Annotated in this window: 13 protein-coding genes; 6 read left to right on the top strand and 7 right to left on the bottom strand. The window is 71.9% G+C overall.

Annotated elements, in window-relative coordinates; all coding sequences use genetic code 11:
- Window position 1: 1 nt before the first annotated feature.
- From ACIRF8_RS05325 to ACIRF8_RS05315, 3 genes are all read left to right on the top strand, one after another.
- Window positions 2–1,033, top strand: coding sequence for a ketoacyl-ACP synthase III (locus tag ACIRF8_RS05325; protein WP_404211038.1), 1,032 nt, complete (start codon window positions 2–4; stop codon window positions 1,031–1,033).
- 96 nt (window positions 1,034–1,129) lie between these two features.
- Entirely contained in the window at window positions 1,130–1,378 is a 249-nt protein-coding gene (locus tag ACIRF8_RS05320) for an acyl carrier protein (RefSeq protein ID WP_404211036.1), read from the top strand.
- Between the two features lie 88 nt (window positions 1,379–1,466).
- Entirely contained in the window at window positions 1,467–2,738 is a 1,272-nt protein-coding gene (locus ACIRF8_RS05315) for a beta-ketoacyl-[acyl-carrier-protein] synthase family protein (protein ID WP_404211034.1), read from the top strand.
- A 69-nt stretch (window positions 2,739–2,807) separates the two neighbouring features.
- On the opposite strand, the gene ACIRF8_RS05310 is transcribed toward ACIRF8_RS05315, so the two are convergent.
- Window positions 2,808–3,302, bottom strand: coding sequence for a DUF3145 domain-containing protein (locus tag ACIRF8_RS05310; protein WP_404211032.1), 495 nt, complete (start codon window positions 3,300–3,302; stop codon window positions 2,808–2,810).
- A gap of 330 nt (window positions 3,303–3,632) precedes the next feature.
- On the opposite strand from ACIRF8_RS05310, the gene ACIRF8_RS05305 reads away from it, so the two are divergent.
- Window positions 3,633–4,550 (top strand): SGNH/GDSL hydrolase family protein, encoded by a 918-nt coding sequence (locus ACIRF8_RS05305; RefSeq protein WP_404211030.1) that lies wholly within the window; start codon window positions 3,633–3,635, stop codon window positions 4,548–4,550.
- A 31-nt stretch (window positions 4,551–4,581) separates the two neighbouring features.
- Window positions 4,582–5,577 (top strand): aldose epimerase family protein, encoded by a 996-nt coding sequence (locus ACIRF8_RS05300; RefSeq protein WP_404211028.1) that lies wholly within the window; start codon window positions 4,582–4,584, stop codon window positions 5,575–5,577.
- Between the two features lie 17 nt (window positions 5,578–5,594).
- On the opposite strand, the gene ACIRF8_RS05295 is transcribed toward ACIRF8_RS05300, so the two are convergent.
- The 5 genes from ACIRF8_RS05295 to ACIRF8_RS05275 form a co-directional block, all read right to left on the bottom strand.
- On the bottom strand, window positions 5,595–8,042 hold the full coding sequence (locus tag ACIRF8_RS05295) for a beta-glucosidase (RefSeq protein WP_404211026.1): 2,448 nt from the start codon (window positions 8,040–8,042) through the stop codon (window positions 5,595–5,597).
- 218 nt (window positions 8,043–8,260) lie between these two features.
- Window positions 8,261–8,590: a YrdB family protein gene (locus ACIRF8_RS05290; protein ID WP_404211024.1), complete on the bottom strand. Its 330-nt coding sequence runs from the start codon at window positions 8,588–8,590 to the stop codon at window positions 8,261–8,263.
- Window positions 8,587–9,408 carry an EI24 domain-containing protein gene (locus tag ACIRF8_RS05285; RefSeq protein ID WP_404211022.1) on the bottom strand — a complete coding sequence of 274 codons (822 nt, stop codon included), beginning with the start codon at window positions 9,406–9,408 and terminating at the stop codon, window positions 8,587–8,589. Before ACIRF8_RS05285 ends, ACIRF8_RS05290 begins: the two co-directional genes overlap by 4 nt.
- A 39-nt stretch (window positions 9,409–9,447) precedes the next feature.
- The gene (locus ACIRF8_RS05280) at window positions 9,448–9,870 is read right to left on the bottom strand and encodes an organic hydroperoxide resistance protein (protein WP_404211020.1); all 423 of its coding nucleotides are present in this window, start codon (window positions 9,868–9,870) and stop codon (window positions 9,448–9,450) included.
- Between the two features lie 130 nt (window positions 9,871–10,000).
- Window positions 10,001–11,026 carry an NADP-dependent oxidoreductase gene (locus ACIRF8_RS05275; protein WP_404211018.1) on the bottom strand — a complete coding sequence of 342 codons (1,026 nt, stop codon included), beginning with the start codon at window positions 11,024–11,026 and terminating at the stop codon, window positions 10,001–10,003.
- 98 nt (window positions 11,027–11,124) lie between these two features.
- On the opposite strand from ACIRF8_RS05275, the gene ACIRF8_RS05270 reads away from it, so the two are divergent.
- Window positions 11,125–11,562: a MarR family winged helix-turn-helix transcriptional regulator gene (locus ACIRF8_RS05270; RefSeq protein WP_404211016.1), complete on the top strand. Its 438-nt coding sequence runs from the start codon at window positions 11,125–11,127 to the stop codon at window positions 11,560–11,562.
- A gap of 40 nt (window positions 11,563–11,602) precedes the next feature.
- Here ACIRF8_RS05270 and ACIRF8_RS05265 read toward each other — a convergent pair whose 3' ends face one another.
- The gene (locus ACIRF8_RS05265; protein WP_404211014.1) at window positions 11,603–12,292 is read right to left on the bottom strand and encodes a hypothetical protein; all 690 of its coding nucleotides are present in this window, start codon (window positions 12,290–12,292) and stop codon (window positions 11,603–11,605) included.
- Between the last annotated feature and the right edge of the window lie 51 nt (window positions 12,293–12,343).

The raw sequence follows: 12,343 nt of genomic DNA, 5'->3' as shown, positions 1-12,343 counted from the left end.
CATGTCGAAGATCAAGCCCAGCAAGGGTGCCCCGTACGCGCGCATCCTCGGCGTCGGCGGTTACCGGCCGACGCGGGTCGTGCCGAACGAGGTGATCCTCGAGAAGATCGACTCGTCCGACGAGTGGATCCGTTCGCGTTCCGGTATCTCCACCCGTCACTGGGCGAACGACGAAGAGACCGTCGCGATGATGTCCGTCGACGCGTCCGGCAAGGCCATCGCCGACGCGGGCATCCGGCCCGAGCAGATCGGCGCCGTGGTCGTGTCGACGGTGTCGCACTTCGCGCAGACGCCGGCCATCGCCACGGAGATCGCGGACAAGCTGGGCACGCAGAAGGCCGCCGCGTTCGACATCTCCGCCGGCTGTGCCGGGTTCGGCTACGGGCTGACCCTGGCCAAGGGCATGATCGTCGAGGGCAGCGCGGAGTACGTGCTCGTCATCGGCGTGGAGCGGCTCTCTGACCTGACCGACCTGGAGGACCGGGCGACGGCCTTCCTGTTCGGTGACGGTGCGGGCGCCGTGGTCGTCGGTCCGTCCGACGAGCCCGCGATCGGCCCCACGGTGTGGGGTTCCGAGGGCGACAAGGCCGGGACGATCAAGCAGACCGTGCCGTGGGACCAGTTCAGGATCGGCGACGTGTCGCAGTTGCCCCTGGACTCCGAGGGCAACGTCAAGTTTCCTGCGATCACGCAGGAGGGCCAGGCGGTGTTCCGCTGGGCCGTGTTCGAGATGGCGAAGGTCGCCCAGCAGGCGCTGGACGCGGCCGGGATCAGCCCGGACGACCTGGATGTCTTCATTCCGCACCAGGCCAACGAGCGGATCATCGACTCGATGGTGAAGACTCTGAAACTGCCGGAGCATGTCACGGTCGCCCGCGACGTGCGCACCACCGGCAACACCTCGGCCGCCTCGATTCCGCTCGCGATGGAGCGGCTTCTGGCGACCGGCGAGGCGAAGAGCGGCGACACCGCGCTCGTCATCGGCTTCGGGGCGGGTCTCGTGTACGCCGCCACGGTCGTTACCCTCCCCTAGGCATCCCGTCCGGATCACCTGGTCCGTACGGTCGTCACCCCCTGCCGCTGCCGCGGCGGGCGCCACACGCTGGATACACACCGAAGGAGCGCCACAATGGCCGCCACCAAGGAAGAGATCGTCGCCGGTCTCGCCGAGATCGTGAACGAGATCGCCGGGATCCCCGTCGAGGACGTCGAGACGGACAAGTCCTTCACCGACGACCTGGACGTCGACTCGCTGTCCATGGTCGAGGTCGTCGTCGCCGCCGAAGAGCGCTTCGACGTCAAGATCCCGGACGACGATGTCAAGAACCTCAAGACCGTCGGCGACGCCACGAACTACATCCTCGAGCACCAGGCCTGAGCCACCGGCTCCAGACCGTAGGTCAGTCGCTCCGCCACCCGGCGGTGGCGCCGCTGAATCCCTCGCATCCGTTGGAGAAAGAATTCCTGTGAGCTCGACCAATCGCACCGTGGTCGTCACCGGTATCGGCGCAACCTCACCGCTGGGTGGCGACGCGACAACCACCTGGGAGGGTCTGGTCGCCGGACGTTCCGGTGTCAAGCCCCTCGACCAGGAGTGGGCCGCCGAGCAGGCGGTCCGTATCGCGGCACCGGCAGCCGTGGACCCGAGCGAGGTCATCCCTCGCCCGCAGGCCCGCAAGCTGGACCGCTCCGCGCAGTTCGCGTTGATCGCCGCCAAGGAAGCCTGGGCCGACGCCGGTTTCACCGACAAGGCGGGCGACGACCCGTCCATCGACCCCGACCGTCTGGGCGCCGTCATCGCGTCCGGTATCGGTGGCGTGACCACGCTCCTCGACCAGTACGACGTGCTGAAGGAGAAGGGCGTCCGCCGCGTCTCCCCGCACACCGTCCCCATGCTGATGCCCAACGGCCCGTCGGCCAACGTGGGCCTCGCCGTGAACGCCCGGGCGGGCGTGCACACCCCGGTCTCCGCCTGTGCGTCGGGCGCCGAGGCCATCGGCTACGGCATCGAGATGATCCGCACCGGCCGCGCCGACGTCGTCGTCTGCGGTGGCACCGAGGCGGCCATCCACCCGCTGCCCATCGCCGCGTTCGGCAACATGATGGCGATGTCGAAGAACAACGACGACCCGCAGGGTGCCTCGCGCCCCTACGACACCGCCCGGGACGGCTTCGTCCTCGGTGAGGGCGCCGGCGTCGTCGTCCTGGAGTCGGCCGAGCACGCCGCCGCGCGCGGCGCCCGCGTCTACGCGGAGGCGCTCGGCCAGGGCATCTCCGCCGACGGCCACGACATCGTGCAGCCGGAGCCGGAGGGCCGCGGTATCGCGCAGGCCCTGCGCAACCTGCTGGACAACACCGACCTGGACCCGGCCGAGGTCGTGCACGTGAACGCGCACGCGACGTCGACCCCGGCCGGGGACGTGGCCGAGCTGAAGGCGCTGCGCCTGGTGTTCGGCGACGACGCCGACCACATCGCCGTCTCCGCGACGAAGTCCATGACCGGGCACCTGCTCGGTGGCGCCGGTGGCGTCGAGACCGTGGCGTCGGTGCTGGCCCTGTACCACCGGGTGGCTCCGCCGACGATCAACGTGGAGAACCTGGACCCCGAGGCGGAGGCGTCCGCGGACATCGTCCGCAACGAGGCGCGCAAGCTGCCCGTCGAGGGCAACATCATCGCGCTGAACGACTCGTTCGGCTTCGGTGGGCACAACGTGGTGCTGGCGTTCCGTTCCGTCTGACGCCTCACGAGCGAACGTGCGTGTGGGCCCGCCCGGGATGTCCCGGGCGGGCCCACACGGCTCGGGGCGTCACACCACTTGGTGGAGCCAGCGGACCGGGGCGCCTTCCCCGGCGTAGCGGAACGGCTCCAGTTCGTCGTCCCAGGGCTTGCCGAGGAGCTTGGCGACCTCGGACTCCAGGTCACTCTCGCCGCCGACGGAGCGGGCGAGGGCGGCGCGCAGCCGGTCCTCCGGGATGAGGATGTCCCCGTGGATCCCGGTGACGGCGTGGAAGATGCCGAGTTCGGGGGTGGCGCTGTAGCGCTCGCCCTCGGCGCTGGCGCAGGGTTCGGCCGTCACCTCGAAGCGGAGCAGTTGCCAGCCGCGGAGCGCGGAGGCCAGTTTGGCGGCCGTGCCCGCCTCGCCCCGCCAGGAGAACTCGGATCTCCAGGTGCCGGGCGCCGCGGGCTGCCTGATCCAGTCGAGGCTGACGCGAACGCCTAGGACGCCCGCGACCGCCCATTCGACGTGCGGGCACAGCGCGCGCGGCGCGGAGTGCACGTACAGAACTCCACGTGTCGTCACCGGACCTCCAGTGTGGGTCGAGGGTCGCCTTCCCAGCGGCCTCGCGCCCGTGCCGAGCCTTCTTCCCTCTGTGCCCGGATCGAAAAGGTCCAGACAAAAAGGGACACATCTGACGTGTTGTAATTTAGCGGAACCGGTACAGCGGGGTCCCACCGGGTCGACCGGGGACCCCGGGGCGAGGCTATCGCGCAGCGGTACAAGGAGTGTGACGTACTGTCGGTCCTGGGGTGCGCAAACGTCGACCTTTCACCCGGCGGGGCGCAACCCCGGCCTCGCGTACGGCGGCGACGGCCGTTCACAGACGAGCTCGATCCGGGAGGGGACCACAGGATGCGGAAGCGAGACCGCCGGTCGTCCACCCGCCGGGCCGCCGTCGCCGCGGTGACGGCGGCCGTGCTCGGTGGCGCGGCACTCACCGCGTGCGACGCCTCCGGTGGCAACTCCCCGGGTCCTACGGGCTCCACGGCCGTGCGGCCGTCGCCGAGGCCCACTCCGACATGGGACACGAGCCCGCGTTCCATGGCCGCGGTGGGTGACTCGATCACACGCGGGTTCGACGCGTGCAGTGTGCTGACGGACTGCCCCGAGGTGTCGTGGGCGACGGGTTCGGACGCGCGGGTCAAGAGCCTGGCCGTACGGCTGCTCGGCAAGAGCCGTGCCGGGACGCACAGTTGGAACTACGCGCGGACCGGGGCGCGGATGGCCGATCTGCCGGGACAGATGCGGCGGGCGGGCGCGGGCGGGCCGGAGCTGGTGACGGTGATGGCCGGGGCGAACGACGCGTGCCGGCCGACGGTCGGCGCGATGACGCCGGTGGCCGCTTTCCGGGCCGATTTCGAGGAGGCGCTGCGGCAGTTGCGGCGGGCGGCCCCGAAGACGCAGGTGTACGTGATGAGCGTGCCGGACCTGAAGCGGCTCTGGTCCGAGGGGCGGACCAATGCGCTGGGCAAGCAGGTGTGGAAGCTGGGGATCTGCTCGTCGATGCTGGCCGACCCGGATGCCATGGGCAGTGCCGCGACGCGGCGGCGCGAGGCGGTGCAGGAGCGCGTCGAGGCGTACAACGAGGTGCTGAAGGACGTGTGCGCGAAGGACCGGCGGTGCCGGTCGGACGGCGGTGCGGTGTTCGAGTACCGGTTCGGGGAGAACCAGTTGAGCCCCTGGGACTGGTTCCATCCCAGCAGGGACGGGCAGGCGCGGCTCGCGGCGCTGGCCTATCGCGGGGTGACGGCGAAGGAACCGCTCGGCTGAGCGGACGGGCGGCGGGCGTAGGGTCTCGATCATGCACAGCGAACTCTTCGACGCCCTTCCCGACGGCACCGACGTCCACCGCTGGACCCTGGAACGGGACGGGGTGCGGGTACGCGTCCTGACGTACGGGGGCATCCTCCAATCGGTCGAGGTGCCCGACCGCGAGGGGGGCAGGGACACGGTCGTGCTCGGCTTCCCCGACCTGGGCGCGTACCTCTCGCACCCGGAGCCGTACCTGGGCGCGCTGGTGGGGCGGTACGCGAACCGGATCGCGGGCGGGCGGTTCCCGCTCGACGACCGGACGTACCACCTCGCGCGGAACAACGGGGCGAACTCGTTGCACGGCGGGGAGCGCGGTTTCGACAAGCGGGTGTGGGACGCGGAGGCGGTCGGGGAGCATGCGGTGCGGCTGACCCGTGTCTCCCCGCACGGCGAGGAGGGGTTCCCCGGCCGTCTCGAGGTCTCGGCGACGTACGCGCTTGCCGAGGGTGGCGCCCTGCGTCTCTCCTACGAGGCGGTGACCGACGCCCCGACGGTCGTGAACCTCACCAATCACAGTTACTGGAACCTGGGCGGGGCGGGCTCGGGGAACGCGGTGGGCGGTCACGAGCTGCGGATCGACGCCGGGCGGATGAGCGCCGTGGACGACGCGTTGATCCCGGTGGGCGAGCCGGTGGAGGTCGCGGGGACCCGCTTCGACTTCCGGGAGAGCCGGAAGGTCGACGCCGGGTACGACCACAACTACGTCCTCGACAAGGGCGTCACCACGGCCGCCGTGGACGTCGCCGAGCTGCACGACCCGGCGACGGGCCGGGTGCTGACCGTCGCCACGACCGAGCCGGGGATGCAGCTCTACACCGCGGACGGGTTCGACGGAACGCTGCCGTTCGCGCCGGGTGACGGGATCGCGCTGGAGACGCAGCACTTCCCGGACTCGCCGAACCGGCCCGACTTCCCGTCCACCGTGCTGCGGCCCGGCGAGGTGTACCGCTCGCAGACGGTGTACGGGTTCGGGGTGCGCCGGTAGACCGGCGGGGCGCGGCGTCAGGCGACGAGCGTCTCGCTGACGCGGCCGTCGGTGAGCGAGCGGCCGGCGGTCAGCAGGTAGGTGCCCGGCCGGTGTGCCCAGGCGCCCGCCTCCTCGTCCCAGGTCTCGAAGGCGCGGCGCGACAGTTCGACGACCGCCTCGACGGTCTCGCCGGGGGCGGCCGTGACGCTCGCGAAACCGGCCAGCCAGCGGGCCGGCCGGGTCGCGTCCGGTTCGCTCGGGGACAGGTAGAGCTGGACGACCTCGCGGCCGGGGCGGGGGCCGGTGTTGCGGACGCGGACCGTGGCGGTGGTGCCGGTCACGTCGATCGACTCGTACGTCCAGTCGGTGTAGCCGAGGCCGTGCCCGAAGGGGTACGAGGGAGTGGCCCCGGCCTTGTCCCAGGCGCGGTAGCCGATGAACACGCCCTCGGTGTAGATAAGTCGGCCGTCGGTCGGGGTGACCTCGGTGACCGGGGCCGCGTCGAGCGGGCCCCAGGTGGTGGGGAGCCGGCCGCCCGGTTCCTCGGTGCCGAGGAGGACGTCGGCGAGCGCGTCGCCGCCTTCCTGGCCGGGGAACCAACTGAGCAGCACGGCGGCGACGTCCTCGCGCCACGGGAGTTCCACCGGGGAGCCGGAGTTGACGACCACGACGGTGTGCGGGTTGGCGGCGGCGACGGCGCGCACCAGGTCGTCCTGGCGGCCGGGCAGGCGCAGGTCGGTGCGGTCGAAGCCCTCGGACTCGACGCGTTCGGTGGTGGCGACCACGACGACGGCGACCTCGGCGTCCCGCGCGGCCTCGACCGCTTCGGCGATGAGGGTGTCCGCGTCGCGACGGGGTTCGAGGTGGGTGAGGCTGAACATCACCGCGGGCAGTGGCAGGGCGAGGGGCGCGCCCAGGGGGTGGAGCAGGGAGACATCGACGGGTTCGCCCTCGGTGAGCGTGACCTTGCCGCGCTCCAGCGGGGCGCCGAAGAACGCCTCGAAGGGGTCGGACTCGTCGCCCATCTCCTGGACGCCGTCGTAGAGGACGGTGCCGTCGACGGTGAGGGTGAAGGCGCCGAGGCCGCGGGTGCCGAAGGCGTGGTCGCCGCTGACGCGCGGGGTGAAGGTGCCCTTGATCTCGATGCTGTGCAGCGTCTCGTGGGTGACACCGGCGGGCAGGTCGTCGCCGATCCACTGGAGCTGGCCGCTGGGCAGTGAGCCCTCGCCGATGACCGTGCCGTCGGCGTCGCGGCAGACGGCGCGCAGCTCGAACCCCTGCTCGGCGGCGGCGAGTTCGTCGCTCGGGTCGGCGCCGACGGCGTAGGTGACGGAGTCCGCGACGGCGCGCAGGCCGTCGAGCGGGGAGACGACGTGGTCGGGGAAGACGGTGGCGGAGCCGCCGCCGAGGATGCGGGCGTCGCGGGCGGCGGCGCCGATGAGGGCGATCCTGGTGTCCCCGCGCAGGGGCAGGACACCGGAGTTGCGGACGAGGACGAAGGCGCGGCGGGCGATCTCGCGGGCCAGGGCGACGCCGTCGATCTCTGCCGGTGCCTCGCGGACGGCCGGTTCTGCGCCGTCGAGGGCGCCGACGCGGGCGGCGAGGCGCAGTACGCGGCGCACGGCGTCGTCGACCTCGGACTCCTCGGCCTCGCCGGCCCGTACGGCTGCGGCGAGCGCGGGTCCGTACACGGTCTGCGGTCCCGGCATGGCGATGTCGAGGCCGCCCCGCAGGGCGCCGGTGGTGGAGCGGGCGGCCAGCCAGTCGGAGACGTTGAAGCCGTCGAAGCCCCATTCGCCGCGCAGGACCTCGTTCACGAGGTGGTGGTGCTCGGTCATCGTCGTGCCGTTGACCGTGTTGTAGGCGGTCATGATGCCCCAGGGGCGGGCGTCCGCGACGATGGTCTCGAAGGGGGCCAGGTACAGCTCGCGCAGGGCGCGGGCGGGGACGAGGTTGTCGACGGTGAAGCGGTCGGTCTCGGCGTCGTTGGCGACGAAGTGCTTGACCGTGGTGCCGACGCCGCCGGACTGTACGCCCTGGACGTAGCCGGTGCCGATGGCGCCGGTGAGGTACGGGTCCTCGCTGTACGCCTCGAAGTGGCGGCCACCGAGCGGGGAGCGGTGCAGGTTCACGGTCGGCGCGAGCAGCACGTGGACGCCCTTGCGGCGGGCCTCCTGGGCGAGGAGCGCGCCTGCCCGGCGGGCGAGCGCGGGGTCCCAGGTGGCGGCGAGCGCCGTCGGGGACGGCAGGGCGACGGAGGGGTCGGCGGCGGTCGAGCGCACTCCGCGCACCCCGATCGGGCCGTCGGACATGACCAGGGAGCGCAGGCCGATCGCGGGGATCGCGGGCAGCGACCACATGTCCTGTCCGGCGAGCAGGCGCGCCTTGGTGTCGAGGTCGAGCTTGCCGAGTGCGGCCTCGATCACCGCCTCGCGGGCCGTGGCCCCGTCGTCGCCGTCGAAACCGTCTGCCTGGGTCGCCATGCCGGCCCTCCTCGTCGAGGTCATCATGTGTGCGCGTGTACCGAGCACGTCCATCCTGCACCCGGCCGCCCGGAGCGAGGCGCGACGGGCCGCGATCCTGGGTGGGGTACGACGCGATGCGGCCCGGCGCGGGTGCGGCGCGCCGGGTACGGGGAGCGGCTGCCGAACGGGCGCACGCCGGAGCGGGCCCCGGGAGGACCGAGAGCCCGCCCGCGGACCTACTGGTTCCAGTGCACCGCGAGGGCCTTGCTCAGCGCGCAGACGACGGCGAAGAGGAGCGCCCAGACGTACGCGCCCGAGAGCGCGAGGGCCACGACGCCCGCGCCGAACCAGACGGTCTCGAAGGCCACGCGGGTCGCCCCGCGCGTGGTGTGGCGTGCCTTCGGGGAGCCGAAGAGGGCCCAGGTGGTGATCATGGCTGCGAGGCCGAGCAGGCCGTAGAGCCAGGCCAGCGGCGCCGCCACGTCGCGGGTGAAGCCGTAGGCGCCCACCGCGCCCAGGGCGAGGAGTTCGATGGCGAACAGGACGCCGAGGTTCGCCGTCTTCATGCCGTCGTCCCTTGCGGGGACTGGTCCGCCCCGTCGCTGTGGGAGGCCGGGCGCGGGTGGTCCGCGGACGGTTCCGGCGCGTCCTCGCCCTCCATGTCACGCACCATGAGCGTCGCCCCCGCCACCGCGCCCGGCATCAGGAACACCGCCACCACCGGGACCAGGAACGCCACCGCGAGCGGCGCTCCGAAGCCCCACGCCAGGCCTTTGCGCGAGCGCAACAGGGTGAGGCGGTCGCGGAGCCCGACGCCTCGGCGTTGCAGGGCCACCGCTGTCAGCTCCTCCGTGAGGAAGAAGCCGGTGACGAGGAAGCCGAGGACCGGGATGACCGTCTGGCCGACGAAGGGGAGGAAGCCGAGCGCGAAGAGCAGGAGGCCCCACAGGGCGGCCCGGACGAGGATGCGCAGGCTGTCGCGGGCCGAGATCCACAGCTCGCGCCAGAGCGGCAGGCCGGACTCCGGGGCGTGGCCGCCCTCGGCGATGTCGACCTGCTCGGAGAGGGACTCGTAGAAGGGCTGGCCGATGAGGAGGGTCACGGCCGTGAAGGTGAGGACCGCGAGCAGCAGGGCGAGGGCGAAGAGGACGGCTGTCAGCAGGCCGCGGAAGAGGCCGCCCCACGGGGACGACCAGTCGTCGGCGAAGGGGGTCGCCCAGCCGACGGCGTCGGCGCCCCAGACGGCGAGGCAGACCAGCGCCGCCGCGTACAGGACGAGGGTGATGAGGCCGGGCAGCAGGCTCCAGCCGAACTGTTTGCCGTGCTGGGCAACCCAGCGCTGCCCCTTCATCAGATAGCCGAAGCCCGCCCCGAGATCACGCATGGCGCAAACCTTACGGGACGGGCCGGGGCCGCTTTACGGTCAGACCGAGAGCGTGACCGTGATGTTGCCGCGGGTCGCCTTGGAGTACGGGCAGACCTGGTGGGCCTTCTCGATCAGGGACGTGGCGGTGGCCGTGTCCGTGTTCGGGATGGCCGCCGAGATGTCGACGATCAGGCCGAAGCCCTCGTCGTTCTTGCCGATGCCGACCTTGGCGGTGACGGTCGAGCCGGTGATGTCGATGCCCTCCTGGCGGGCGACGACGGCGAGCGCGCCCTGGAAGCAGGCGCTGTAACCGGCCGCGAACAGTTGCTCCGGGTTCGTGCCGGCACCCGAACCGCCCTGCTCCTTGGGCGGGTTGACGACGACGTCGAGCTTGCCGTCGTCGGTGGAGACGCGACCGTCGCGGCCGTTCTCCGCGGTGGCTACGGCGGTGTAGACGACGTCGGACTGCGTGATGGCCATACCCGTACTCCTCTATTCCAGTATCCGGAAACTTACATCCGTTAGATGGAAACAGCGTAGCGAATGCCGGCCGTGACGAAAGTGGCCCCCGTCACAGAGGACGAGGGCCGCTTCACGGGAAGGCCGGATGTCAGAGCTTGACGACCATCTTCCCGGTGTTGTCGCCGCGCAGGACGCCGAGGAACGCCTCCAGGTTGTTCTCGATGCCCTCGACGACCGTCTCGCGGTACTTGAGCTCGCCGGAGCGGACCCAGGCGCCGACCTCCTGCACGAACTGCGGCTGGAGGTCGTAGTGGTCGCCGACGAGGAAGCCCTCGATGCGGCCGCGGGTCTGGATGAGGCGGGAGAGGTTGCGCGGGCCGGGGGCCGGCTCGGTGTTGTTGTAGACGGAGATCGCGCCGCAGATGGCGATGCGCCCGTCGCGGTTCAGGCGAGCGATGGCGGCCTCCAGGTGGTCGCCGCCGACGTTGTCGAAGTAGGTGTCGATGCCGTCGGGGGCCGCCTCCTTCAGCAGCTCGTGGACGTTGCCCGACTTGTAGTTGAAGGCCGCGTCGAAGCCGTACTCGTCGAGGAGCAGCTTGACCTTCTCGTCCGAGCCGGCCGAACCGATGACCCGCGAGGCACCCTTGAGCTTGGCGATCTGGCCGACCTGGCCGCCGACCGCGCCGGCCGCGCCCGAGACGAAGACGCTGTCGCCCTCCTTGAAGGAGAGCGTGCGCAGCAGACCCGCGTACGCGGTGAGGCCCGTCATGCCGAGCACACCGAGGTACGTCGACAGGGGCGCGGCCTCGGGATCGACCTTCACGGCCTGCTTCGCGTCGAACGTCGCGTACTCGCGCCAGCCGAGGAAGTGCAGGACGTGGTCGCCGACCGCGACACCCTCGTCGTTCGAGGCGATGACCACGCCGACGGCACCGGCCTGCATGGCCTTGCCCAGCTCGTACGGGGCCACGTACGACTTCGCGGCGCTCATCCGGCCGCGCATGTACGGGTCGACCGACACATAGAGGTTCTTGACCAGGACCTGGCCGGGGCCGGGCTCGGCCACGGGGGCCTCACGGAGCTCGAAGTCGGAGGGCTCGGGCCAGCCGACGGGGCGGCTGAGCAGGGCCCACTCGCGGCCGGTGGCGGGGATCTGGGGGGTGTCGGCGGGCATGCGCGGATCCTTCGTCGCAGGGGCAGGTATTTCAGTACGTGAAACAACCATGCTCCTGAATATTTCAGGATGTCAAGTAACTGGGTACCCTGAATGACATGACCAGTACCCGTGTCCGCCAAACGGACCCGCTCACGCTCGAAGTGGTCGAGCTGATCGGCGCCGTCGTCGCGCGCTATCACCAGGAGTACGAGGAGGCGGCCGCGCGGCACGGACTGACCGGGGCGCAGGCGCGCGTACTGAGCCTGCTGGCGCTCGAACCGCTGCCGATGCGGCAGATCGCGCAGCGGCTGAAGTGCGAGCCGTCGAACATCACGGGGATCGTGGACCGCCTGGAGGCGCGGGGGCTCGTGGAGCGGCGTCCCTCACCGGGCGACCGGCGGGTGAAGGTGGCGGCGCCCACGGAGGAGGGGGCGCGCGTGGCGCTGAGTCTGCGGGACTCGCTCGACTTCGCGCGTGAGCCGCTGGCCGGTCTCGAACGGGATCAGCGGCTCGCGCTGCGGGACATGTTGCGGACGATGGTCGGGGCGGAGTGACTTCGCGGCCCCTTCGCCGGGGACCGTAGGCCGCGGGGTCTCAGGTGCACCACCACAGGAAGCGGTCGCACGTCTTCGTCGGGGTCGGCTCGGGGGCCGGGGACGCCGACGCCGGGGGCGCGGTCGTGCCGCTCGGGGTGGCCGTCCGAGTCGGCTGTGAGGTCGACGGGGGGACTGTGGGCGAACCGGCCCCGGGTGAGGGGGAGTTGTCCGGCGACCCGCTCGCGTCCCCCTTGCCTTCGCTTCCGTCGGCGCTCTCGGCGTCCGTCGACGGGGAGCCACTGCTCCGGGATGCGCTCGGTGACGCCGAGGCGGACGCGCCGGGCGAGGCGGAGGCCCGGGCCGCGGCGCCGGAGGGCGAGGGAGCTCCGGCCTCGACGGCGGTGTCGTCCGCCTGCGCCACGGCATCGGTGGTGTCCGGTGCGGCCTGGGCGTCGCCGCCCTTGGCGGACTCGGCGCCGAGTTCCGCGAGGCTGAGGCCGCCCGCCGCGAGGGCGAGGCCCGCCGTCGCGAGGAGGATGCGTCCGCGGCGCCTGCGGTGCGCCCGGCGCGGGCGGCGCCTGCTGCGCGGGCGGACGGGGGCGCCGTCGTCGGCGGCGTCCGGCTCGTCGGCCGCCTCGCGCGCGCCCACCGCCTCGGCGTAGGCCCGCACCGCGTCGGCGGAGGTGCCGCAGCCCGGGCAGGCCAGCGCCCCGTTGAGGTGCCTGCGGCACGGGTGGCAGTAGTCCATGACCTAGGGAGGCTAGGCGCCCGGCAGGTAACGGAAAAAGCCGGTGCTGTG

The sequence above is a fragment of the Streptomyces sp. NPDC102406 genome (genome assembly GCF_044765725.1).
In the GTDB taxonomy this organism is placed as follows: domain Bacteria; phylum Actinomycetota; class Actinomycetes; order Streptomycetales; family Streptomycetaceae; genus Streptomyces.
Note: the sequence above shows the minus strand (reverse complement) of the source record. Positions and strands in the feature narration are given on the sequence as shown.